This is a genomic window from Georgenia subflava (genome assembly GCF_009193155.1).
GTDB lineage: Bacteria > Actinomycetota > Actinomycetes > Actinomycetales > Actinomycetaceae > Georgenia > Georgenia subflava.
In genome coordinates this window covers 389,670-413,673 of record NZ_VUKD01000001.1, presented here as the reverse complement: position 1 = coordinate 413,673, position 24,004 = coordinate 389,670, and the positions used below count along the sequence as shown (strand labels likewise).

The window sequence follows — 24,004 nt, the reverse complement described above, 5'->3', positions numbered from 1 at the left end:
GGAGCCGGCACTGCTGGCCAGGCAACACCCGCCACCCGCTCGCCGCAACACCTGGCGGGCCGGCGCCCTGCTCGACGGCTAGACGGCGACGGCGGCGGCCGGTGGCGGCTCGACAGGCCGGCCCGGTCGGCGGACGGGTGCCGCGGGCCGGGCGGTTCAGTCGGCGGGCAAGGGGGCGACGGCGGAGATCCGGTGGATCGCGACGGTCATCTCGGTCTCGCGGTCGGCGTCCGCCATGCGCACCCGGCCGCCGTCGACGCTGAGCGCGCGCACGCGGCGCCGTTCGGGGGTGCCACGGGCGCCGACGACGACGATCTCGAGCGTCTCCCCGGTGCCCGCGGCCTCGCGAAGGATCGTCAGGGCGTGGACCGGGTCGGTGGCGGCGGGGGCGCCGTCCGCGCGGCGCTCGGCGTCGCGGCGCGCCTGCTCCTCACCAGCACGCAGGCGGGCCACGACGTCGCCCAGGTGGGCGTCGTCGAGCACCCGGGCGTAGGTGCCGGCCGACGCGCCGGGATAGGTGGGCAGCCCGCGTGGCACCCGGTGACCCCGCCTGCCGATGCCGCGGGACGGTCGTGCCGCACCGGCGCCGCGAGCTGGCACGGGACCGCCGTCGAACCCGTCCAGCACCACGACGCCGTCGGGACCCTCGAGCACCGGGGCCAGCCCCGCCTCGCGCAGCACGTCGAGCACCTCGCCGGGCGGAGCCGGCGAGACGAGGACGGTCGGTGCGATCGTCCGCAGGCCCAACGAGGCGAGGGCCGGGTTGCCGGTCAGCTCGGTCGCCAGCGCGCCGTCGTCCACGCGCAGGTAGGCGCCTGCCGCACCGACTCGCACCTGTCCGTGGCGCCGTGCCGCGTCGCGCACCAGGTACTCCAGCGCCTGGGGCAGAGGTGTCCGGGAGTAGCCGGCGAGCGCGTCGAGGAGCTCGGTCGCGCCGACGCCGGCGTCGAGCGCACGGCGCACCGACTCGGGCGTGAACCGCACGGTCAGCGCCGAGCCGCGGGACTCCACCTCGGTGCACAGCGTCAGCAGCGCGGCCAGCTCCGGCAGCGGCCGCCCGGGGACGACGGCGGTGAGGTCGCCCTGGACGAGCAGGTCGCCGACCGGGTCGGGCAGCGCCGCCTCGAGAGCCGCCGCGATCTCGTCCTCGGACCCGCCCCCGGCGAGCGTGCGGCCCGCCGCCGTCAGCGCTCCCGCGCCGGTGATGCCCAGGGTCTCGGCCTCGGTGAGGACCGCGGTGACGGTCGACGCCGGGGCGGTCGCGCGCGGCCGGTCCCAGACGAGGAGCTCGTGCACCTGTGCGGCGCTCGCGGCCCGGCCCGCGGGCACCGTGGTCAGCGTCGCCAGGATGCGCCGGCGCAGCTCGAGCGCCCAGCCGCGTTCGAGCGTGGGTTCCAGCGCGGCGCTCAGGGCAGAGCCGTGGTCGCTGCGGGTACCGATGAGCCACGGGGTGCGCGGCGTCGCTGCCCAGGCCCGCGCGAGCTGCGTCCACCGCAGCGGCAGCGGGTCGGCGAGCCAGTCGTCGGCCGTCCGCGCGGGCGTCCAGACCACCTGCTCGTCGCCGTCCTGGCTGAGCAGCCCGGCCATGGCGGCGAGCTCGGCGACCAGCGCTGCCCGGGTCTCGTCCACCTCGAGGGCGGCGGCGGTGCGGCGCAGCTCACGCACCCCGACCCCGCCGGCGCGCAGCACGGTCGCGGGCTCGTGCTGCCAGGTCCGGAGCAGCGCGGCGACCAGTCGCACGATCTCCTCCGCCGCCCGGGCGCCCTCGGCGGCGACGACCACGGCGGGGATGCGTCGCAGGTCGTCGACTGTCGGCGGCTCAGGGGCGGATCGGTGCGTGCGCCCGCCGCGGGCGGCCAGCGCGACCTCCCTGGGCAGCACGAGCTGGGTGGGGGAGAGGCGGCGCAGCAGCCCGTGCTCCAGCAGCCAGGCGGCTCCCTCGGGCGGTGCGCCGGCACTCACCGTGCCGACCGGCGGTCCCCACGTCAGTGCGTCCAGGGTGCCGACGGCGGACGGGGGTGCCTCCTTCATCGTCCGGCGCAGGGCCCCGGCCGTCGTCGGCGGCGCCGTGACGGTGCTCGTCGCGGTGCCGGCCGCGTCCGTCGTCGTGGTGCCGCCCGGGCCCGTCGTCGTGGTCTCTGCCGTGTCCGTCGGGGTGGGGGCAGTGCTCGTCGCGGCGCGCCCTCGGGTGACGACGTCGCCCGAGGTCGGTGCCGGTGGCGTCGTCGCGTGGGCGCCGGCAGCGTCGAGGTCGGCGAGCGTCGGTCCGAGACCGACCGGGTGCGGCCCGAGCGCCTCCACGAGGGCGGCGACCGGCTCGCCGTCGACCACGAGCGCGAGCTCCCGCAGGCGGGACAGGGCCGGTCCGGCGTCGACCCCGACGGCCTTGCCCAGTGCGGCCGCAGTCACCGCCCTGACGGGTGCGAGGGCCGCCACGGCCTCGGCGACGGCGATCTCGACCGTGTCCATCGTGCTAAGCGCCCGCTCCACGCTGGGCCGGGCGGACGCGCGCGCCGCCAGGCCGGTGAGCGACGAGGGGGCAGGTGTGGCGAGGTCCGGACGGGCGGCCAGCAGCCGGGCGAGCGCGGCGTCGTCCCGGCCGGTCAGCTCGGCGACCAGCGCCGCCGTCGTCGCCACCCTCGAGTGCTGCGCGGTGCGGTGGACGACGCCGCGGCCGCGCCCGGCGTCATGGGCGGCAGGGCGGCCAGACGTGCCGCGGGAGCGCTCCGCACGCCGCTGCGCCACCCCGTCCGTAGTCATCCGCACCACCTTACGGCGGGCGGGTGCGGCGATCACCTGGGGCGCTCGGCCGGTTCCTCGCGCGGTGGCGAGGCAGTGCCAAGAGCGAGCGTAGTGTGGCGCCACCCCGGGGACGTGCTCGGTCAGGCCCGCGGGGTCTCGAGACCGCGCTGGTCGCGCGAGATCTCGTGTGCGGCCAGTGCCGCGCGGACCGCCGCGTTGTCGGGTGCGACGCCGCGGGTGGCGGGTCTCTGCCAGACGTGCCCGTCGTGCGCCGCTTCGAGCACCTCCTCGACCGGCCCTGGTACCGAGAGGTAGTGGAGCTCCAGGTGTGCGTCGGCATCGGCCAGCTCCCACGGGTCGTGCCCGCTGACGGGATGCACGCTGACCTCCGGGAGGCCCTGCGTCGTGATGGCAGTCTGCTCGACGACGCCCACCACTACGTCCGCGAACCCCGCCGCGCGCCGCACGACGACCCACACGCCGGCGCCGTCCACGAGCACCAGCGGTGTCCCGATGCTCACGAGGATGTCGCGCCAGGACGCTCGACCGTCGATGCGGCCGCGGCGCTGGTGCGGACGACGGCCATCGCTGGGCGGGATGCCGTCACGGTCGACGAGCAGGTCGATGTCGGCCGGCCGCTCCGTGAGCGCCGCTCTCTCCGCGGACGGCAGCGTCTGCTCCTCCCTGGCCGGCACGGTCTCGTCGGTCTGCGAGCCGACCGTGGCCGCGGCATCCTCGGCCGTCCCCGCCGACCAGTCCGGGGCCGGCGGAGCCGGCTCTTCGACGAACGGCAGCCGCAGACCGGCGCTCTGTACTCGCTCGAGCACCCAGGCCGGCGTCGCCGCACGGGTCCTGGGGAACCGCGAGTAGTCGTCGACGAGGTCCTCGGCACTCACCCGGGGCTGGTCGTCCACGACGTAGTGCGGCTCGTCGTCGTAGTTGAACGAGGCGTCCATCGAGATCCGGGGGTCCGGCCAGCCGGTGGCGCCGAGTGTGACGATCGCCGACTGCGGCGCCCCCACCGGGTGCCGGTAGGTCACCTGCCGCAGCTCGTCCGCGTCCGCCTGGAGCGGTCCGCCGGGCTCGACGGGACCCACCCAGCCGGTCGACCGGGTCCCGTGCCGGACGACGAACCCGACGTCCCAGGCGCGACCCCGCGCGGTGAGATGCACCTGCATCTGGTCCCATCCGGGCGTCCCCTGGCCGGCGGCCCACCGGGAGATCTCGGACAGGATCTGCTGCTGGCGGATCATCGGCGGGACGTCGGGCATCGGCTCTCCGGGTTCACTGCCGTGCGGTGCGCACGGTTCCCCGACCCTCTCGCACGGGCGGTCCCGGACGCGACCGCCTGGCAGGGGAGAACTACCCACCCGACCGCCGAGGAAGACGCGACGGTCCGCGCGAAGCTCACGTCCGCCGTCGGGAGAATCTCGCCGCTGTCGGCCGCTGCGACCGGTACTCTTGAGAGCAGAAGTGGCGCCGGTGAGCCGGCGCCTTCGTCACGTGAGTAGAACTGAGGTCTGTCCCGTGCCTACCGGCAAGGTCAAGTGGTACGACGCCGACAAGGGTTTCGGCTTCATCGCCGCCGACGACGGCGGCGAGGTGTTCCTGCACGCCTCCGCGCTGCCGCACGGTGTGGTCCCCAAGCCCGGCGCCAAGCTGGACTTCGGCGTCGCGGACGGCCGCCGCGGCCCCTCGGCCCTGTCGGTGACGGTGCTGGAGGAGCCGCCGTCGGTCGCCAAGGCGCACCGTCGCCCGGCGGAGGACATGGTGCCGATCGTCGAGGACCTCATCAAGGCGCTGGACCGCGCGTCGAACTCCTTGCACCGCGGCCGCTACCCCGAGAACGGCCGCCAGCTCGCCCAGGTCCTGCGGGTCGTCGCGGACTCCTTCGACGCCTGATCTCCCCACCGTCCCGCGGGGGCGCCGTCCAGGCGGACGGTGCCCTCGTGCGTCGCGGCCAACCTCTAGACTGGATCCCGTGCCTCCTGCCACGAAGACCCCCCGCGCGACCGCACGTCCTGCCAAGGAAGCGATCCTCGCCGGTGCGGTCGACCTCGCCCGTGCCGCCGCCGAGGAGCTCGCGCTGCCCGGCCAGGTCGGCGACCACCGGGGCGTCGTGGTCGAGGGCGAACGGCTGCTCACCCACGTCTTCGAGTCGCTCGTTCCTGGCTACAAGGGCTGGCACTGGGCGGTCACGGTCGCCCGGCCGCCGCGCGGACGCACTGCCACCGTGTGCGAGGCCGAGCTCCTGCCCGGTGACGGCGCGCTCCTCGCCCCGCAGTGGGTGCCGTGGTCCGAGCGCCTCCGACCCGAGGACGTCGGCCCGACCGACGTGCTGCCTTACGTCGAGGACGACGAGCGCCTCGAGCAGGGCTACGAGGCCACCGGCGAGGACGCCGACGAGCTGGCGATCTTCGAGCTCGGGCTCGGTCGTGCGCGCGTGCTCTCCGCCGAGGGACGTGCCCAGGCGCTGACCCGCTGGTACGACGGCGACCGGGGTCCGCAGGCCCCGGCCGCCCGGGCCGCTGCCGCGCCCTGCTCGACCTGTGGCTTCTTCATGAAGCTCGCGGGTTCGCCGCGCACCGTCTTCGGCGTCTGCGCGAACGAGTGGTCGCCCGACGACGGTCGCGTCGTCTCGATGGACCACGGCTGCGGCGCGCACTCCGAGACGCAGGCGCCCGAGCCGGCGCCGTTGTGGCAGTCCTCCCGGCCGGTGGTCGACGAGCGTGACCTCGAGGTGATCGAGGCACGCCCGGTGCTGCCGTCGGTGGTCGACGGCGCAGCGCCGAGCCGCGGGATCACCGCGCGGGAGCCCGGCGAACCGGATGCGTCCCGTGAGCGGGATGTACCCGGCGAGACGGACGTGGCCAGCGAGCCGGACGTGCCCGACGTGCCCGGCGAGCTCGCCGCGGAGGGCGAGTCGGAGTCCACGGCCGACGCCGTGTCCGACGTCGACCGGCCCGACCGCTGACGGCGGCTCGTAGCCCCGAGGACGCCGCCGCCCGCTGACGCGGGCGACCTCAGCGCCACCACCCCCTGCGGAGAGGGGGCTCGGCGCTGCGGCCCAGGCACGCCGCCGCTTGCCGACGCGGGCGACCTCGTACCGCAACGCCCTGCGACGGGTGGTCTCCGCCGCTCTGAGCACGCCGCCGAACGACGCCGCTGACGCGGGCGACCTCGGCGCCGCCTCCCCTGGGCGGGGTGGTCTCGGCGCTGCCTCTCCGGGAACGCGCCGCCTGGACAGATGCCGCACCGGGCGGACCCCGGACGGACAGACCCTTCCCCGGCAGCTCGACCGGGCCCTCACCCGCCCACCCCTGGGTGGGAGCCGCGCGATTCACCCCCCGATCACCCCCGGGGCGCAGCACCAGCACGCTGGTGCGCTGGTGGGCTGGGGAACCTGCACGGCGGGGAGGAGTCGACGTATGGACGCACTGGTCCGGACGCGGGTGCTGCGCACCCTCGGGCAGGAGATCGGGCACGCCCACGCGAGGCAGTTCGCCCGACGCTACCTCGAGATGCTGGACCGCCGGCTCGTCCACCTCTCGCGCGCCCTCGAACGGGCCGACGCCGAGCGGGCGCTCACCGTCTCCCTCGGGCTCGCCACGGCGAGCGCCATGGTGGGGGCCGGGGCGCTGTCGGAGCAGGCCGGCGCGATCGTGCCCGCGCTGCGCGCCGGGGACGTCGCACCCGCCCGTGCAGCGCTCCCGCAGATCAGGATGCTCGCGGTCGGCACCGCGGAGGCCCTGGCAGCGGAGCTCCGGGCACCCCGGGAGCGGGTGGCGCCGCGCACGCTCGGCCACGCCAGGGCCTGAGCCTCACGGCTAGAGCCTCACTGCCTGAGGCTGACGGCCCGAGCCTCCAACGACGACGCCACTTCGCCCCCAGCGCCACGCTCCCGGCCACGGCCGACCGGCCGCGCACGCCCGCGGACGACCGCCGTCCCGATATCCTTGGCCCATGTCGCCGGGCAGACCCACGGGTGAGCGCAGCAGTCCCGTGGCGCCGGCCGAGCCGCCCGCCACGCGCGCTGTGCCGGCACGCCCGGCCGACCGCTCACGCCGCGTGGCCGCTCCGCGTGCCGCCGGCGGCCACCTGAGCGTCTTCCTGCGCCAGCTGCCGTTCGCCTCGGTGATGCTGGTGATCGTGGTGGGCGTCGCGGTCTTCGACGCGCTCCTGCTGAGCGACGACCACTTCTTCACCGGCCTGATCCTGGCTCTGGCCGCGACCGCCCTGTCGATCATCGTGCCGTGGCGCCGCATGCCCCGGCCCTGGGTCGCGCTGGTCCCGCTGCTGGACATGGTCGCGATCGCCTTCCTCGGGGAGTCCGGGTTCCGCTCCAGCTCGCTGCTCGTGCTGCCGGTGCTCTGGATGGCGTCCTCCTTCGGCGCCCGGGGACTGGTGCTGGCCGTCCTGGCGGGCGGTGCCGCCGCGTGGGGGTCCGACCTCCTGGACCCCACGGGCTTCGAGCCGCTCGAGGTGCAGCGCCTGTTCCTGATGCCGGCGGTCCTGGCCGCCGTCGGCCTCTACGTCCATCTTGCCGAACGTCGTTCCACCGCACGCCGGGACCTGCTGGGACGCCAGAGCGCGTTGGTCGAGGAAGCCTTGAGCGACGCCCGCCGCCAGCAGCGCATCCTGGAGGGGATCCTCAACACCATCGACGTCGGCGTGGTCACCCTCGACGCCGACGGCCGCATCACCACGATCAACCGTGCGCACGCCGCCGTGGTCGGCAGCCGGCTCAAGATCGGCGACCACGTGACCGTCCACGGCGGAGTCGACGGGTACGCGGCCGACGGCACCACGCCGCTGGGCACCGAGGGCTCGCCCCTGGTGCGCGTCAGCCGCGGCGAGGCGCTCGAGCGCGAGCTCACCTGGTGGGACCAGGGCGACGGCACCCGCCGGGCGTTCCGCATCTCCGGCGCCGGCCTGCGGGACGACGACGGTGCCTGGGCGGGCGCCGTGGTCGCCTACCAGGACCTCACCGACGAGATGGCGGCGCTGGCCCAGCGCGAGGACTTCGTCTCCTCCGTCTCGCACGAGCTCCGTTCCCCGCTGACGTCGATGCTCGGCTACCTCGAGCTCGCTCTCGACGATCCGCACCTGCCCGGGCCCGTGCGCAGCCATCTGCAGGTGGTCGAGCGCAACTCCGAGCGGCTCGAGCGGCTGATCGCCGACCTGCTCACGGCCGCGGAGGCCCGCTCCGCACCCGTGCAGCTCGTGCGCGCCGCGCTGGACCTGAGCGAGGTGGTGGCCGAGGCGGTCCAGAACCAGCTCCCGCGCGCGGACGCCGCAGAGGTCACCCTGAGGAACCACGTCGCGACGTCCTGCGTGATCGGGGGCGACCGGACCCGCCTGACCCAGGTGGTGGACAACCTGGTCTCGAACGCCATCAAGTACTCGCTGCCCGGCGGGACGGTCACTCTCAGCCTCGAGCGCGACGCGACGTCGGTGCGGCTGGTCGTCGCGGACCGCGGCATCGGCATCGCCGAGGCCGACCAGGAGAAGCTGTTCTCCCGGTTCTACCGCGCCGAGACCGTGCGCCAGGGCCCGGTCGCCGGCATCGGGCTCGGGCTGCACATCTCGCAGCTGATCGTCGAGCGGCACGGCGGCCGCATCGAGCTGGCCAGCACGCTAGGCGTCGGCACGACCGTCGAGATCGTCCTGCCCACGGAGGTGGCGGAGGCATGATCCTGGACCTGACGACCGTGCAGGCGGTCGCCGCCGTCGTCGTCCTCACCAGCTCGGTGGTGTTCCTCTCCGAGGTGTGGGCGCGCGACGGTGACACGGTCGACCGGCTGTGGTCTATGGCCTTCCTCGCCGCCGTGGCGACCGGCGTCGCCTACCTGGCCGCCACGATCGACCCGGCGCTGTGGTGGGCCAACGCGGTGGGCAACGGCGCGAGCGTGCTGACCACGTTCGCGATGTGGAGCGGTGTGCGGGCACACCTGGGACGCCGTCCGCTGGTCGAGGTCTCGCTCGCGGCAGCCGTCGTGGCGCTGCTCGCCACCGTCGTGCAGGGGCCCGACGGCGGACCGTGGGCGGGCGGCATCGTGGTCCTGCTCGGCACCGCGGCCGGCGGCCTGCTCGGAGGTGCGGCACTCGTGCGCGGCGGTGCGGTGCGCCTGCGCGCCGCGGTCCTCCTCGCCGTCGTGCTGATCACCGCCGGGGTGTTCTACGCGGTACGCGCCGTCGTCTACCTCGTCGCGGGACCGGAGTCGGCCGCCTTCCGGCTGTACCTCGGCACCGAGGTCACCACGGTCGTGGTGGTGCTGCTCGTCAACGGGGCCGCGTTCTCGATGGTGGTGCTGCGGGGCAGGTACGCGCGTGACCGCCAGGACGCCGCCCGCAACTTCGACCCGATGACCGGTGCCCGCACCGGCGTCTCGTTCCAGCCTCGCGCGCACGAGCAGCTGCGGGACGCCGCGGCGAGCGGTCGGCCGGTCGCGCTGGTGGCGATCGCGCCGGAGGGCGTGGGGCAGATCGCGGTGGCCTTCGGCCGCGAGTTCGCCGACCAGGCGCTGGTGACGGCCGGCGAGATCACGCAGATGCTGCTGCCACCGCGTGCCCTGATCGGGCGCGACGAGCTCGACGGGCAGGCGTTCCAGGTGCTGCTGCCCGGGTACAGCGCGGCGGATGCGCAGGCCTGGGCGACGCAGGTGCGCAAGGAGCTCATCGACACCCCGCTGGACGTGCCCGGCAGCCGGCTCCGGCTCACGGCGAGCGTCGGCATCGCCACGGACCGGACGGACGGCTACGCCCTCGAGGCGCTCTGCGACTCCGCCCGGCGGACCTCGCAGGCGGCGCTCGGCGCGGGCGGGAACCGGGTGCTCGTGGCCGGCGAGTCCGACAGAACGGACAGATCGCCCGGTGCGGACGGCCCTGACGTGCAGTCTTGAGGTGATCTTGAGGTGACCTGAAGGTCGGCCTGGGCCGAGGTTGAGGTCGGCACGCCACGATGGGCGTCGGTGCCGGGCGAAGGACTCGCCCAGGCAGCGGCGACGGATCGCCGGCACCCCACCGCGATCGTCTCGAAGGACACCCATGCCCACTCACGCCTCTGCCCACGTCGCCCGCAGCCGCAAGACCAAGGCCATCGCCGCCGGGATCGGAGGCATCGTCCTGCTCGCCGGCGGCGGCGCCTCGTTCGCCGCCTGGCAGGACTCGGAGATGCGTGCGGGCGCCATCCGGGCCGGCGAGCTGAGCCTGGAGTCCGCGGGCGGCACCTGGACCCTGAACGGCGTCGGCTCCGCAGCTTCCGTCGACTCCTTCACCATCGTCCCGGGCGACGTCCTGACCTACTCCGACACCGTCACGCTCACGGCGACCGGCGACAACATCGACGCCACCCTGAGGACGCAGCTCGGCACTATCACGGGTGGTGGCGAGCACGGTGACCTCAGGGACGACCTCGTGGCCACGTTCTCGATCAGCGGCCTGAAGAACGACGCGGGAGACGTCGTCGTCGGCGGCAGGACCGTGAACGCCTCCGACGCGGAGATCATGCACATCGACGAGCCGGTCACCGGCACCATCGACATCAGCGCGACCGTGACCTTCCCGGACCGGGAGGGGCAGGGCGGCCAGGGTGAGTGGATCAGCTTCGAGAACACCGGCCTCGTGCTCGAGCAGAACCTCACGCAGCAGTAGGCACCGCACCGCACCGACCAGGCCACGACCCAGAGCCCGTCCGGTCGCCCCCGAGCCAGGGCGACCCGGGCACCGACCACCAGAGGAGCTGACGTGCGCGTCGTCCCCGGGCACCTCGTGCGTGCCTGCGTCGCCGGTGTGCTGGCGATCGGGCTGCTCGGCGGTGGCGCGGGAACCTATGCCGCCTGGTCGGACACCGAGACCCACGCCGGCCGGGTCGCCGCCGGCGAGCTCGGCCTGGATGCCGGCAGCACCACGATCGCCGTCATCAGGCCGAGCGCCGACGGGTCGGCCCCCGCGACCCTCCCGGGGGACGCACCGCTCGTCGCCGGCGACACCCTGCGCATCACGACGGAGGTCACGGTCCGGGCGCGGGGAACGAGCCTGGCGGCGACCCTCCTGCTCGACCTCGACGGCCTCTTCGGGACACAGGCGCCGGAGCTCGCGGAGGTGCTGCGCCGCGACCTCGTCGTCGACGTCGAGATGCGCGGCCCGAGCGGCTCGGTGCGGCAGGCGCCGGCCGGCGGGCCATGGTCGGTCACGGAGGCCGATCACGGCGCGACGGTGACCGCGACGATCGAGACGACCCTTCCCGCGACGGCGCCGGACGGCGCGGCCTGGGGCACCGCGCTCCAGGGCCGCTCCACCGCCGGCGCAGTCCGCTGGTCCCTCACCCAGGAGGCGTGAGATGCACCGCTCGCACCGCCGTCGGCCCCTCGTCGCGCTGCTCGCACTCGCCGTCGTCCTGGTGTGCGCGGCGACCGTGCTGCGGCCGACCTCGACCACCCAGGCACGGTGGCACGACGAGGAGACGATCGCCGTCGCCGTCGCGACCGACACGGTGGCGCTGCACGTCACCCCGGGCGAGAGCCGGGCCACCTTCGCGCTCGCCGGGACCAGCGCCGTCGAGTGGGCGCCTCGCGAGGTGTCCGTCGCGGCCGGCGCCATCCCCCTGACGGCTGCCGACCTCGCCGGGTCGACCGTCGGCTACGCCCTGCCCGACGCCGGAGCGTGCCTCCCCGGGCAGGTGCCGGACTTCGCCGCAGACCTGACGGCGGTGCCGCCGACGGCGACCACCTTCCCGGTGACCGGCGGCTCGCCGGTCCCGCTCGAGCCCGGGGGCGTGGCGGCGCTGTGCCTCGTCGTGGAGCCTGGCAGCGCGCTGCGCGCGGCGCACCCCGGCACGTCGCTCCGCGTGACGACCGCCGTCGCCAGTCGTGCTCGCGGTCCGGCCTCGTGGACCTCGAGCGCCGCGTGGACCGGCGAGGTCCTCGTCCCGGCGCTGCCGACCGTCACCGCCACGTGCGCGACGGTGACGGAGCGTGGACCATGGTGGAAGCGGTCGCACGTCCAGCTCGCGTGGGGCTTGTCGGAGACAGACGGTGCCACCACGCAGTCGATCGCGCTCTGGCAGGTGCAGCGACGGGCCGGGGACGGGTGGGAGCCCGTCGGGGCGGACCTGGCGGCCGACACCGCGGCCACCACGGTGACGGGCTGGGACTTCCCGCAGCAGGACTGGGAGATCGTCTACGACCTGCGGATCGTGGCGGTCCTCGAGGGCGGCACGACGATCACGAGCGACGAGCTGCGGGTCGGCGCGCTCGTCGGCACCGCATGGTGCGCCCGATGAGGGGCCGCCACACCCGTGCCCAGGGCACCGCGAGCACGCAGGTGATCCTCCGGCGGGTCGGCAACGCGGTGCTGTGGCTGCTGCTGGCGACGGTGGCCGCCGTCGCCTTCGCCGTCGTCCTGCTGCCTCGCCTGCTGGGCTGGGTGCCGCTGTCTGTCCTCAGCGGTTCGATGGAGCCGGCGATCCCCACCGGGAGCCAGGTGGTCGTCGAGGCCGTCGAGAGCGACGCGGATGCCGCCGAGCTCGCCCTGGGGGACGTCATCACCTTCATGCCCTTCCCGGACGACACCACCCTGGTCACCCACCGCATCGTCGGACGCACCCTGGCCGCGGACGGCACGGTGGCCTTCACCACCAAGGGCGACGCCAACGACGCGGCCGACCCGTGGACGGTGACAACGGTCCAGATCCGCGGAGTCGCGCACTACCATGTGCCGTACGCCGGGCATCTCGCCACCGTCCTCGACGGCGACCAGAAGCGGACCGGGGCGGTCGTCGGAGCCGCGGCCCTGTTCAGCTACGCCGGGATGCAGCTGCTCTCGGCCGTCCGAGAGCGACGCCGACGCGGGCGCGGCCGGGGGAGACGGCGAAAGGAACGGGTCATGACCGAGCACGAGCTGCGCGCATGAGCGCAATCCTCGACCCCACGCCGTTGCGCTGCCTCTGCGACGACGTCGGTCCGTACGCCGCGAAGGACTTCGCCGGCCGCTGGCTCGACACCCTCGAACCGCGCGTCACGCGCCTGCGCCAGGCGGTCCTCGAGGGGGACGTCGACGAGAGCTATGCCGCGGCGCTCAGCCTGCAGACCTCGTCGTTGATGGTTGGCGCCGAGCTGCTGGCCCGGCATGCCCAGGTCTTCGCCCGGGCCGCCCTGCAGGGGCTCGGCTGGCCCGCGCTGCGTGCGCTCGCCGAGCTCACGACCACCGCACGGATGACGACGTCGGAGCTGACCGACGCGATGGCGGCCACGGCGCGCCGAGGCTGAGCACGATCCGCGGCACGAGGCGGGCTGAGCACGATCGCCTGCGCATCGCGGACTGAGCGCGATCCGCTGCACTGCAGGTTGAGCACGATCCGCGGCGCCGGTGACCTCTGAGCCGCCGGCCTCACCCCACGTGGCGACCGCGGCGCAGGAGGGTGAGCCGGCGTCCTCATCCCGCAATCGTCCGGGTCGGCCGCGGACCTCAGCCGCGTGCGGTGCTGTGCTGGTCGCCGGACGAGGGAGGCGCGATGGTGCGTACCGACGCACTGCACGAGATGGCGGCGGACCTCGGGGCGGAGGTTGCCCGCAACTTCGCGCTCCTCTACCTCGACATGCTCGACGACCGTCTCGAGAAGCTGCGCACGGCGCTCGCGGCGGACGACCCGGCCGCCACGCTCACCTCGGCGGTGAGCCTCCACACCGCCAGCTGGATGGTCGGTGCCGACGGCATGGCCGAGGCGGTCCGCGGGCTGGCCGATCTCGCCCGCCGCCAGGACCTGGCCGGTGCGCGTCACACGCTGCCTGCTCTGGAGGAGCTGGTGCCGGCGGTGGCGCTCGCCCTGCGACAGGCGATCAGCGATCTGACGTGAGCCGGTACCCCACACCGCGCACGGTCTCGATCAGGCGCGGTGCTGCGGCGTCGTCCCCGAGCTTGCGTCGCAGGTTGGCCAGGTGGACCTCGACGGTGCGGCGGTCGGCGTCGGTGACGGCAGCACCGGCGGTGTAGTCGTCGCCCCACAGCCGACGGACGAGCTCGGCCTTCGCCAGCACCCGGTGCGGCGCGGACAGCAGGGCGGCGAGCAGGTCGAACTCGCTCCGGGTCAGGTGCACGGGCGTGCCGTCGCGGTCCACGAGACGGGCGTCGACGTCCATCCGCAGCCCGCGGTGGGTCAGCACCCGCGCGGCCGTCGGCGGACTCGCCGCGGTCCCGCCGGTTCCCGGTGGGGCCGGCGCGGCACCCGCGGTGACGCGGTGGCGCGGCCGGCGCAGCATCGCCTCGATCCGGGCACGCAGCTCGCGCGGGCGGAACGGCTTCGTCACGTAGTCGTCGGCGCCCGCCTCCAGACCCAGGAGCGTGTCGATCTCCTCGGCGCGGCCGGTGAGCATGACGAGATACGTGCTGGAGAAGGTCCGCAGCCGCCGCGCCACCTCGAACCCGTCGATGTCCGGCAGGGATATGTCCAGCGTCGTCACCAACGGCTCGTGCGCACGAACCAGCTCCACCCCCTCGGCGCCGGTGGTGGCGGAGTGCACGGCGAAACCCGCCTGCCCGAGCGTCGCCTCGAGCAGGAAGCGGATGTCGGCGTCGTCCTCGACGACCACTGCCGCCCGCTCCCCGTCCGTCTCGCTCACGTGGTGAATCTAACAACTGCCGACGCCGGTCGCCGCCGTGGCGGCGTCGGACCGCGGCATCCGCGCGCGCAGGGGAGATGATGGTGCCCATCATGCCCGCGCCACCCGGTTCGCCCGACCCGTACGACGCCCCGATGTTCCCGGTCCGTACCGTGGTGCTCGGCGCCTTCGTGCCGTCGCTGGTCTTCGAGATCGGTGTCGGGGCGATGCTGCCGATCATCGCGCCGACGGCGGTGGGCCTGGGCGCGTCGCTGGCGGTCGCCGCCGTGGTGGCGGCGATGCTGCCGATCGGTCAGATCATCGCCGACCTGCCGGCCGGGGCGCTCGCGGCCAAGGTGGGCGACCGGCGCGCCATGGTCCTCGCCGGGCTCGTCGCCGTCCTCGCCTTCCTCGGTGCGGCGCTCGCCCCCGGGCTGGTCACCCTGAGCGTCGCGGTCCTGGCCACCGGGGCCGCCTCGGCGGTGTTCAACCTCGCCCGGCACTCCTACCTCACCGAGATCACCCCGCCGCTGCGGCGGGCACGGGTGCTCTCGACCCTGGCCGGGGTGCACCGCATCGGGCAGTTCCTCGGCCCCTTCGTCGGCGCCCTCGTCATCCACGGCGGGGACGTGCGCAACGCCTACCTCCTCGGGGTGGCGACCGCCGCGGCCGCGACGCTGACGGTGCTCCTGGTGCGCGAGACGGCGCCCGCCGAGCGGGTGCCGGCCGGCTCCCTGCGCGCCCGGGCCGCGGCCAGGCGCGCCGCGCGCGCCGCACGCCGCGAGGCACCTCTGGGCCCGCGGATGGGCAAGGTGCTGCGCGAGCACCGCAAGGTCTTCACCTCGCTCGGGGTCGCGGTCCTCCTCGTGGGTGCTGTGCGGGGCGCCCGGCAGACCGTCATCCCGCTGTGGGGCGAGCACGTCGGCCTCGACCCGGCGACCATCTCGCTGATCTTCGGCCTCGCCGGCGGGGTGGACATGCTGCTCTTCTACCCGGCGGGCAAGGTCATGGACCGGCTGGGCCGGCTGTGGATCGGTGTGCCGTCCATGCTCGTCCTGGGCGCGTCGATGGTGCTGCTGCCCCTCACGGACACGGTGGCCGCCGTCTCCGTCGTCGCCGCGCTGATGGGGCTGGGCAACGGGATGAGCTCAGGCATCCTGATGACGCTGGGGTCCGACGTCGCCCCCGCGTCCGGCCGTGCCCAGTTCCTCGGCATGTGGCGGGTGCTGCAGGACAGCGGCGGGGCGCTCGGCCCGCTCGTCGTCTCCGCGGGGGCCGCGCTCGGGTCCCTCGCCGCCGGGATCTGGGTGACCGGGGCCCTCGGCGCGGCAGCGGCCGGCGCGCTGGCGCGGTGGGTGCCGCGATGGTCGGTGCACGCGAACCGCAGCACCCGTCGCGAGGCCGGCCTGCTGCCCTGACGGTCCGTCGGCCGACCTGCAGGCACACGGCCGGTAACGTCCCGCCTCGCCCTCCGGGGGTGAGGCGGCGGGTGGGTGACATCACATCGACGGGCCGCAGCCGTCACCCTCGCCACCCCGCGCCGCGATCGAGGCCGGGGGCCTGATTCATCCGGGGTTCATCACTGAGCCCGCCTCGCTGAACTTTCCCGACTGGTGACCTTGCACCCTGACGGCTACTGCGAGGTTCTCAGATGCTCAAGCGCTCGACGGCTCGACGCCCCGGACACCCCCGGGCAGCGTCGTCGAGCGCGCGAGCGACGATGGACCGGATCCTCGAGGCGGCGGCGCTGACCGAGGACGGCGGTCGGCTCGCGACCGCCGGTACCGTCGGTGCGGCCGTCGCTGCAGGGGGGCGGCGGCAGCTCGCGTCCTCCGCCGACCCGGCGACGCGCACGAGCCGGCGCACGCCGCCACGGTTCTGGCCGGCGCTCGCGCCGGCGATCTCGAAGCCGTGGGACCGCAGCATCCGGGCCGGGATGGCACTCACCGACCTCGCCCTCATCGTGATCGCCCTCGTCGTCGCGCGGGTGGTCCGGTTCGGGGATCTCGGCGCGACCCAGCTGACGGTGGGGCCGCGGTCCGTGGACTACCAGGTCGTCGGTGTCGTGATCACGATCCTCTGGTTCCTCACGCTGACCGCAAACGACTCGCGCAAGCGACGGGTGCTCGGCGCCGGGCTGGAGGAGTACCGCCGCATCCTCACCGGCACCGTCGCCGCCTTCGGTGCGCTGGCGATGCTGTCCTATCTCGGTGAGGTCACCCTCTCCCGCCTCTACTTCGTCGTCGCCCTCCCGGTCGGCCTGGGGCTGCTGCTGGTGGGCCGGCTCGCCTGGCGCCTGCGTCTGCGCCAGGTCCGCAGCCGCGGGCACGCCCTGACCGGCACCGTCGTGGTGGGGGACGCCGACGACGTGGTCGCGACCGTGGCGGAGATGCGCCGGCACCGCGAGGCGGGGTACGTCCCGGTCGCCATCGCGCTCTCGAGGTCCGGGGAGGCCGATCCGCGTGACGAGGTGCTGCCCGAGCTCCCGCGCATCTCGCTGCCCGAGCTGAGCGCGGCGGCCGAGGACCCGCGCCTGGGGGCGGTGATGATCGCGGGCGGGATCTCGCGCGCCGAGGTGCGCCAGCTCGCCTGGGACCTCGAGGTCGGCAGCGCCGAGCTGCTGCTGGTCTCCCAGCTCACCGACGTCGCCGGCCCCCGGATCCACCAGGTCCCCGTCGACGGGCTGCCCATGGTGCAGGTGGACCTGCCCCGGTTCTCCGGGTGGGCGCACGTGCTCAAGCGGTCCATGGACGTCGTCTTCGCGGCGACGGCGCTGCTGCTGCTCGCCCCGGTCTACGGCGCGATCGCGCTCGCGATCAAGGCCGACGACGGTGGACCGGTCTTCTTCCGGCAGGAGCGGGTGGGCCAGAACGGCACGTCCTTCATGATGCACAAGTTCCGCACCATGGCCGTCGACGCCGAGGCCCGGCTGGCGGCACTGCAGGGACAGGGAGACGGCAACGGCGTCCTCTTCAAGCTCAAGGACGACCCGCGCGTGACCCGGGTGGGCAAGTTCCTGCGCCGGTACTCCCTGGACGAGTTCCCGCAGTTCTTCGACGTCCTGACGGGGCAGATGAGCGTCGTCGGGCCCCGACCCCCGCTGGCCAGCGAGGTCGAGTGCTACGAGCGGCACGTGCACCGCCGGCTGCTGACGAAGCCCGGCGTGACCGGCCTGTGGCAGGTCTCCGGCCGCTCGGACCTGAGCTGGGAGGAGAGCGTCCGGCTGGACCTCAGCTACGTGGAGAACTGGTCGGTCAGCGGGGACCTCATGCTCATCCTGCGCACAGTCCGGGCAGTGATTCGCCCGCGCGGGGCCTACTGACTCCGCACGCGTGAGCTCCCACCGGGATCGCCGAAGCAGGTCCGGCGCGGTTGTGGGAAGCAGGACCGGCGCGGGTTTGGGCGGCAGGACCGGCGCGGTTGTGGGCGGCAGGACCGGCGCGGTTGTGGGCGCCAGGACCGGCGCGGTTGTGGGCGGCAGGACCAGCGCGGTTGTGGGCGGCAGGACCGGCGCGGTTACGGAATGTCCGTCTGGATAGTCCGTACGGAAGTTCCGCGCGCCAGTGGGGCGGTCGCCGAACCTGGCTCGGACGTTCCTGCCGAAGCGCCCCCCGGCACCCGCGTCGCGCCCGCCGGGAACGACTCGGGGTCGCGGCCCGACGCGCTCGCCGTTGGGGCCTGCGACCCGTGCCGATCAATTCCTCCGTGACCGGATCGTTATCAGCGACATCTCCCACCGCCCTGCGTCTGTGTGCCATGCTCTGAGCAATCGCTCACGCGATGATCAGATGCTCACACAGTTGTGAAGGGTCGAGCCCGTGTTGCAGAACAGCACCAGCCACCATCGGCGCGAGCCGGTCGCCGTGGTGGACGGACTCTGGAAGTCCTACGGCGGTGTCCCCGTGCTCAAGGGCGTGGACATCGATGTCCAGCCCGGGGAGATCCACGCCCTCGTCGGCGGGAACGGGGCCGGCAAGTCGACACTGATGAAGGCCATCACCGGTGTGGTCGCACCGGACTCCGGTCGGATCGTGATCGGTGGTCGCGAGGTCAAGAAGCTGTCGCCGCGGGCCGCCCACGCCAACGCGGTGTACATGGTGCCGCAGGAGCCCCAGCTGTTCCCGAACCTCTCGGTGCTCGAGAACGTCACGCTCTCCCTCGGCGGACAGCGCGTCGGCCGGCGACGCGTCCAGGAGGTCATCGACTCCCTCGCCCACCCCATCGACCTCGACGCGAGGGCGGGCGAGCTCTCGATCTCCGACCAGCAGCTCATCGAGCTCGTCCGCGGCATCCTGCGCGAGGCGCGGCTGCTCATCGTGGACGAGCCGACGGCCGCGCTCACGGCCCGCGAGGTCGACCAGCTCTTCACCCAGCTGCGGTCGCTCGCCGCCACCGGCGTCGGGATCTTCTACGTCTCGCACCGCATGTCCGAGATCTTCGCCCTGTGCGACCGCGTCACAGTGCTGCGCGACGGCGCGATGGTGCTCCAGTCGCGGACCGACGAGGTGTCGGTCGACGACCTGGTCCGGGCCATGGTCCCGGACACCGTGCGGCACGAGGCGGCTCCGCGCGCGCGGGCGACGGCCCACGCGGGGGCGCGTCCGGCGCTCGAGGTCCGCGGACTGACCGGCCAGGGCTTCCTGGACGTCGACCTCGAGGTCTTCCCGGGCGAGGTCCTCGGCATCGCCGGTGTCGTCGGGACCGGACGCACCGAGCTCGCCGAGACCGTCTACGGGCTCCGGCCGGGAACGGGCACGGTGATCCTCGACGGCGAGGAGTACGCGGACCGGACGCCACGGCACTCCCTGGACCGTGGGCTGTCCTACGTGCCCGAGGACCGGCACGCCCACGGTGTCTTCCTGCTCGGCACGATCGTCGACAACTGCAGCTCGACGGTCATGGACCGGATCACCCGCGCCGGCCTGATCCGTGCGGAGCTCGACCACCAGGTCACGGACCGGTTCGCGCAGGGCCTCGCTCTCCAGGCAGGCAGCCGCAGCCGCAAGGTCGGCAACCTCTCGGGCGGGAACCAGCAGAAGGTCTCCCTCGCCAAGGCGCTCGCACCGGAGCCGAAGGTGATCATCCTCGACGAGCCGTCGCGTGGCGTCGACGTGGCCGCGCGGGCCGACCTCTACCGGCTCGTCGGGGACCTGGCCGAGCAGGGGCTCGCCGTCGTGCTCATCTCCTCGGACTTCGAGGAGATCGTCGAGCTCAGCACGCGGGTCCTCGTGATGCGCGACGGCCGGGTGACCGGTCACCTTCCCGCGGAGCAGATCACCCTTGCCGCCGTCCGGGACGGCGCCTTCGGGACCATCGAGGAGGTCGCCTGACATGAGGCAGCTGCTCAAGCACCGTGAGGCCGTCACCGTGCTCGGTGTCGTCCTTCTCGTCGCGGTCGTCGCGATCGTCCACCCGAGCTTTGTCACCGGCGGGAACCCGGCGCGTATCGCCAACTCCGCGGTGATCCTCGCCCTCCTCGCGGCCGGCAGCGCGATCGTCATCATGACCCGGAACATCGACGTCTCGGTCGGCTCGACGCTCGCCCTGTCGGGGATCGTGGGGGCGCTGATGCTGCGGGACGGTGTGCCGATCCCGCTCGCGGTCCTCACGGTGCTCGTCCTCGGCGCCGTGCTCGGTGCGGTCAACGGGCTGGGCGTCACGTACGGGCACGTGCCGTCGATCGTCATGACGCTCGGCACGCTGGCCGCGTACCGCGGCATCTCGTTCCTCATCACCGGCGGGTACTCGGTGGAGAACATCCCCTCCGCCTACCGCGGGATCGGCACGCTGGAGCTGCTCGGGCTGCCGGTGCTCGTGTGGGGTGCACTCCTCGTGCTCGTCGCCGTCGCCGTCCTGATGTCCCGCACCCGCGTCGGTCGGCACGTGTACGCGGTGGGGGACAACCTGGGGGGCGCCCACCTCATCGGGGTGCGCACCAACGCGGTGGTCATCTTCGCCTTCGCCGCGTCCGGCCTGCTCGCGGCGGCCGCCGCCCTGGTGTTCCTCGCCCAGATCGGATCGATCAGCAACCAGGCCGGCCAGGGCATCGAGATGCGCGCGATCGCAGCGGCCGTCATCGGGGGCGTCGCGCTCACCGGTGGGGTCGGGACGATCGCCGGTGCCGTCGTCGGTGCCGTCTTCATCACCACGGCGACGAGCTCGTTGAGCTTCCTCGGGATACCCGGGTTCTGGGCGGACACCGTGATCGGCGCGATCCTGCTGGTTGCCCTCTTCGCCGACGCGCGGGTGCGGGCGGCGCTCGACCGCCGGCGCCTCGTCGACCGCTACCGAGCACGGCACACAGCGCCTGCCCCGAGTCTCGAGAGCGAGGTCCGATGAACGCCGTCCTGAGCCGCGTGCGCGCGTTGCCGCGGTGGGAGTCCGCACTCGTCCTCGTCCTCGTCGCGGAGCTCGCCTTCTTCGGTGCCATGAACCCCCGGTTCATCGACCCCGACCGGCTGCTCTTCGCCATGTCCGACTTCGTCTACCTCGGCATCGTCGCCCTGCCCCTGGCGGTGGTGATGATGACGGGCGGGATCGACATCAGCTTCGGCTCGGTCGCCTCGCTCGCCGCGATCGTGACCGGCGTGACGTTCCAGACGGGGCTGAACATCTGGCTCGCCGTGCTGGTGGGGCTGCTCGCCGCCGCCCTCGCCGGCGTCGTCAACGGCTCCGCGATCCTCATCACCGGTGCGCAGCCCATGGTGATCACGCTCGGCTCCCAGTTCCTCTTCGCCGGGCTGGCGCTCGGCGCATCGGGGCTCGGCGGCGTGTCGTCCTTCGAGGGCATCTCCGGCCTTCCGGAGAGCTTCCTCGAGCTGGCCGGCGGGGAGACCCTGGGCCTGCCCAACATGCTGGTGATCTTCGCCGTCCTCGCGGTCGCGGCAGCCGTCCTGCTCGGGCGTACCGCCTTCGGCCGGCAGGCACGCCTGATCGGTGCGAACCCTCAGGCTGCCCGGTACGCGGGGTTCCGCTCGCAGCAGGTCCTGGTGAGCACGTACCTGCTCACCGCCCTTGCTGCCGGCCTCGTCGGGGTGCTCCTGACGTCCTACGTGGGGTCGGCCCGTGCGGACATCGGCGCAGGTCTGCTGATGCCGACGCTCACGCTGGTCGTCATCGGCGGCGTGTCGATGTACGGCGGCGAGGGCAGCATCGGCGGCGTCGTCATCGCGACGTTCGTCATCGGGTTCCTGCAGCAGGGCCTGCGGTTCATGGGGTTGTCCGAGAACCAGGTGGCGGTCGCCACCGGGGCGGCGCTGGTGCTGGTGGCCAGCCTCCGCTGGTGGACCGGCCACCTGTCGGAGTCGTGGAAGAACAGGCGCGCACGTCGGATCGGCGACGGCGCGGCCCGGCCGGCCACAGAAGGAGTCCCCGCCTCGGCCCCCTGAGGCCGGCGGGGAGAGAGACACGCACCGCGTAGGCGGTGCGTGCAGGCAGCAGCGGCCCGCCACAGCGGCGCCGCGCGACGATTGGAAGGTTCGATGAAGAATCGCTTGCAGTTCGCAGTGGCAGGAATCGCCGTCGCGGCGCTCGCCCTCTCGGCGTGCTCCTCGGCCGACGGCGAAGGAGACGAGGGCGCGACCGGCTCCGGCGACGGGGCCAAGGTGGCGTTCATCCCCAAGCTGACCGGTGTCGGCTTCTTCGAGGGGGGCGGCGCGGGTGCCGAGGCTGCCGGGCCGGACTACGGCCTGGACGTCCAGTACCTCGGATCGCCCGAGGCCTCGGTCGCGAAGCAGGTGGAGCTGATCAACTCCTACACCCAGCAGGGGTACGAGGCGCTGATCGTCTCGTCCGTCTCCCCGGACGGCCTGTGCCAGTCGCTCGAGACGGCGATGGAGCAGGACGCCGTGGTCCTGACCTGGGACTCGGACACCAACCCCGAGTGCCGGCAGTTCTACATCAGCCAGGGCACCCCTGACCAGCTGGGTTCCCTGCTGGTGGAGATGGTCACCGAGAACCTCCCGGCCGACGAGGAGGCCCAGGTCGCCTTCCACTACTCCAGCCCCACCGTCACCGACCAGAACCAGTGGGCCGAGGTCGCGAAGGGCATCATCGCCGACGACACGAGCTGGGAGATCGTCGACACCATCTTCTCGGAGAACCAGACCGAGCTCGCGGTGCAGCAGGCCGAGGCGCTCATCAACGCCAACCCTGACCTCAAGGCCATCATCGCGCCCGACGCGAACGCGCTGCCGGGCACCGCGCAGGCGCTCGAGAACCTCGGCCGCGAGGACATCATCCTCGTCGGCTTCTCAACGCCGAACGTGATGAAGGGGTACATCGAGAACGGCACCCTCGACCGCTTCGCGCTCTGGGACGTCGAGCAGCAGGGCGCCCTGTCCGTCGCCGTGGCCGCGCACCTGCTCGAGGGCAACGAGCTCAACGTCGGCGACACCTTCGAGGCGGAGGGCTTCGGCACGCTCGAGGTGCAGCCGAACTCGGTCCAGGGCTACGACTACGAGGCGGACGGCAACGGCATCATCGTCATGCCCGAGCGGACCGTCTTCACCGCGGAGAACATCGACGACTTCGACTTCTGACCGGCCCCGGGTGGGGCGCGCCGAGCGCGCCCCACCCCCGGCAGAACCGTGACCACCACGAGATACAGAACCTGTGGCCACCACGGGATGCAGAACCCGTGGCCACCACGGGATACGACAGGAAGGCTGGGGGCCGTGCTCAAGAGAGCGGGCGAGGACTGGGAGGCGGAGGAGCAGCTCCTCCGGGTCGCGTGGTACTACTACGTCGACCAGCTCACCCAGGACGAGATCGCACGGCGGCTCGCCGTGTCGCGGCCCTCCGCCGGGCGACTGCTCGAGCGGTGCCGGCAGAGCGGGATCGTCTCGTTCACGATCGGGTCGGACCACTTCGACGCGTTCAAGGTGGGACGCAAGCTCAAGGAGACGTTCGGCCTGCGCGAGGCGCTCGTCCCGCCCGCGCTCAACGGCACGAACCTCGACCAGAGTGCGATCAACCGGAGGCTCGCGCGCGGCGGTGCCCAGTACCTCCAGAACCACCTCAAGCCGGGCGAGATGCTCGCGATGGGCTGGGGCGAGACCGTCCAGGCGACGGTGGACCTCGTTGCCGTCGACCTCATGACGCGGGTCAGCACGGTGACCCTCACCGGCGGTGTCAACGCCTACGTCAGCACGCTCCGCCGGGTGCGTGGCGAAGCCGCCGAAGGGTGCACCGACGCTGTCATCCCGGCCCCCATCGTGGTGTCCTCGTCGACGCTCGCCGAGGCACTGCGGCGCGAGAACGGCGTGCGTGAGGTCATGGAGCTCTCGCACCGCAGCGACCACGCGCTCGTCGGGATCGGTGCGGTCACCGGCCAGGCCACCCTCGCGCAGCTCGGGTACGTCACCGACGAGGAGCTGGCGGTCATCGCAGGTGCCGGTGCCGTCGGCGACATCCTCGGCATCTTCTACGACGAGAACGGCGAGGTGGTCGACCTGCCGATCCACGACCGCCGCATCGGCATCGGGATCGACGAGCTCCGCGGCATCCGCAACGTCATCGGCGTGGCGGGCGGGTCGAACAAGATCGCCGCGGTGCGGGGAGCGCTCCGCGGCGGGTACCTCGACGTGCTCGTCACCAACGAGGAGGTCGCGCGGGAGCTGCTCGCCGCCGAGGGAGTCACCGTCGACTGACCGTGGAGAGGTCCG

Annotated in this window: 21 protein-coding genes; 18 read left to right on the top strand and 3 right to left on the bottom strand. The window is 73.6% G+C overall.

Features of this window, described 5'->3' with window-relative positions; genetic code table 11:
- Window positions 1–156: 156 nt before the first annotated feature.
- Both GD748_RS01865 and GD748_RS01860 read right to left on the bottom strand, forming a co-directional pair.
- Complete coding sequence (locus GD748_RS01865) at window positions 157–2,760, bottom strand: helicase-associated domain-containing protein (RefSeq protein WP_152193503.1); 2,604 nt, start codon at window positions 2,758–2,760, stop codon at window positions 157–159.
- 122 nt (window positions 2,761–2,882) lie between these two features.
- A complete protein-coding gene (locus GD748_RS01860; protein ID WP_152193502.1) occupies window positions 2,883–4,013 on the bottom strand; it encodes a hypothetical protein in 1,131 nt (376 codons plus the stop codon).
- 256 nt (window positions 4,014–4,269) lie between these two features.
- On the opposite strand from GD748_RS01860, the gene GD748_RS01855 reads away from it, so the two are divergent.
- From GD748_RS01855 to GD748_RS01810, 11 genes are all read left to right on the top strand, one after another.
- Window positions 4,270–4,644: a cold-shock protein gene (locus GD748_RS01855; protein WP_152193501.1), complete on the top strand. Its 375-nt coding sequence runs from the start codon at window positions 4,270–4,272 to the stop codon at window positions 4,642–4,644.
- Between the two features lie 79 nt (window positions 4,645–4,723).
- Window positions 4,724–5,716, top strand: coding sequence for a DUF3027 domain-containing protein (locus GD748_RS01850; protein ID WP_152193500.1), 993 nt, complete (start codon window positions 4,724–4,726; stop codon window positions 5,714–5,716).
- A 454-nt stretch (window positions 5,717–6,170) separates the two neighbouring features.
- Entirely contained in the window at window positions 6,171–6,560 is a 390-nt protein-coding gene (locus tag GD748_RS01845) for a hypothetical protein (protein ID WP_152193499.1), read from the top strand.
- 145 nt (window positions 6,561–6,705) lie between these two features.
- Window positions 6,706–8,436, top strand: coding sequence for a sensor histidine kinase (locus GD748_RS01840; RefSeq protein ID WP_152193498.1), 1,731 nt, complete (start codon window positions 6,706–6,708; stop codon window positions 8,434–8,436).
- Window positions 8,433–9,644 (top strand): GGDEF domain-containing protein, encoded by a 1,212-nt coding sequence (locus GD748_RS01835; protein ID WP_152193497.1) that lies wholly within the window; start codon window positions 8,433–8,435, stop codon window positions 9,642–9,644. Before GD748_RS01840 ends, GD748_RS01835 begins: the two co-directional genes overlap by 4 nt.
- A 145-nt stretch (window positions 9,645–9,789) precedes the next feature.
- A complete protein-coding gene (locus GD748_RS01830) occupies window positions 9,790–10,395 on the top strand; it encodes an alternate-type signal peptide domain-containing protein (protein ID WP_152193496.1) in 606 nt (201 codons plus the stop codon).
- A gap of 93 nt (window positions 10,396–10,488) precedes the next feature.
- The gene (locus GD748_RS01825) at window positions 10,489–11,082 is read left to right on the top strand and encodes a TasA family protein (protein ID WP_152193495.1); all 594 of its coding nucleotides are present in this window, start codon (window positions 10,489–10,491) and stop codon (window positions 11,080–11,082) included.
- A 1-nt stretch (window position 11,083) separates the two neighbouring features.
- A complete protein-coding gene (locus GD748_RS19365) occupies window positions 11,084–12,025 on the top strand; it encodes a hypothetical protein (protein ID WP_193312775.1) in 942 nt (313 codons plus the stop codon).
- The gene (locus GD748_RS01820; RefSeq protein WP_193312774.1) at window positions 12,022–12,654 is read left to right on the top strand and encodes a signal peptidase I; all 633 of its coding nucleotides are present in this window, start codon (window positions 12,022–12,024) and stop codon (window positions 12,652–12,654) included. The genes GD748_RS19365 and GD748_RS01820 overlap by 4 nt, the downstream gene beginning before the upstream one ends.
- Entirely contained in the window at window positions 12,651–13,010 is a 360-nt protein-coding gene (locus GD748_RS01815) for a hypothetical protein (RefSeq protein WP_152193493.1), read from the top strand. The genes GD748_RS01820 and GD748_RS01815 overlap by 4 nt, the downstream gene beginning before the upstream one ends.
- Before the next feature lie 245 nt (window positions 13,011–13,255).
- Complete coding sequence (locus GD748_RS01810) at window positions 13,256–13,597, top strand: Hpt domain-containing protein (RefSeq protein ID WP_152193492.1); 342 nt, start codon at window positions 13,256–13,258, stop codon at window positions 13,595–13,597.
- Here the strand turns inward: GD748_RS01810 and GD748_RS01805 are convergent.
- Window positions 13,581–14,360: a response regulator transcription factor gene (locus tag GD748_RS01805; protein ID WP_152193491.1), complete on the bottom strand. Its 780-nt coding sequence runs from the start codon at window positions 14,358–14,360 to the stop codon at window positions 13,581–13,583. The two genes, GD748_RS01810 and GD748_RS01805, sit on opposite strands and share 17 nt — an antisense overlap.
- 92 nt (window positions 14,361–14,452) lie before the next feature.
- Between GD748_RS01805 and GD748_RS01800 the strand changes: the two genes are divergently transcribed.
- The 7 genes from GD748_RS01800 to GD748_RS01770 all read left to right on the top strand — a co-directional run bounded on the left by GD748_RS01800 (window position 14,453) and on the right by GD748_RS01770 (window position 23,989).
- Window positions 14,453–15,757, top strand: a complete 1,305-nt coding sequence (locus GD748_RS01800) for an MFS transporter (protein WP_152193490.1) — start codon at window positions 14,453–14,455, stop codon at window positions 15,755–15,757.
- 233 nt (window positions 15,758–15,990) lie between these two features.
- Window positions 15,991–17,661 (top strand): sugar transferase, encoded by a 1,671-nt coding sequence (locus GD748_RS01795; RefSeq protein WP_152193489.1) that lies wholly within the window; start codon window positions 15,991–15,993, stop codon window positions 17,659–17,661.
- Window positions 17,662–18,157: 496 nt separating this feature from the next.
- On the top strand, window positions 18,158–19,669 hold the full coding sequence (locus tag GD748_RS01790; protein WP_152193488.1) for a sugar ABC transporter ATP-binding protein: 1,512 nt from the start codon (window positions 18,158–18,160) through the stop codon (window positions 19,667–19,669).
- A 1-nt stretch (window position 19,670) separates the two neighbouring features.
- Window positions 19,671–20,678 carry an ABC transporter permease gene (locus tag GD748_RS01785; protein WP_152193487.1) on the top strand — a complete coding sequence of 336 codons (1,008 nt, stop codon included), beginning with the start codon at window positions 19,671–19,673 and terminating at the stop codon, window positions 20,676–20,678.
- Entirely contained in the window at window positions 20,675–21,727 is a 1,053-nt protein-coding gene (locus GD748_RS01780) for an ABC transporter permease subunit (RefSeq protein ID WP_152193486.1), read from the top strand. Before GD748_RS01785 ends, GD748_RS01780 begins: the two co-directional genes overlap by 4 nt.
- A gap of 93 nt (window positions 21,728–21,820) precedes the next feature.
- Window positions 21,821–22,879, top strand: a complete 1,059-nt coding sequence (gene lsrB / locus GD748_RS01775; protein ID WP_152193485.1) for an autoinducer 2 ABC transporter substrate-binding protein LsrB — start codon at window positions 21,821–21,823, stop codon at window positions 22,877–22,879.
- A gap of 135 nt (window positions 22,880–23,014) precedes the next feature.
- Window positions 23,015–23,989 carry a sugar-binding transcriptional regulator gene (locus GD748_RS01770; protein WP_193312773.1) on the top strand — a complete coding sequence of 325 codons (975 nt, stop codon included), beginning with the start codon at window positions 23,015–23,017 and terminating at the stop codon, window positions 23,987–23,989.
- Window positions 23,990–24,004 lie beyond the last annotated feature (15 nt).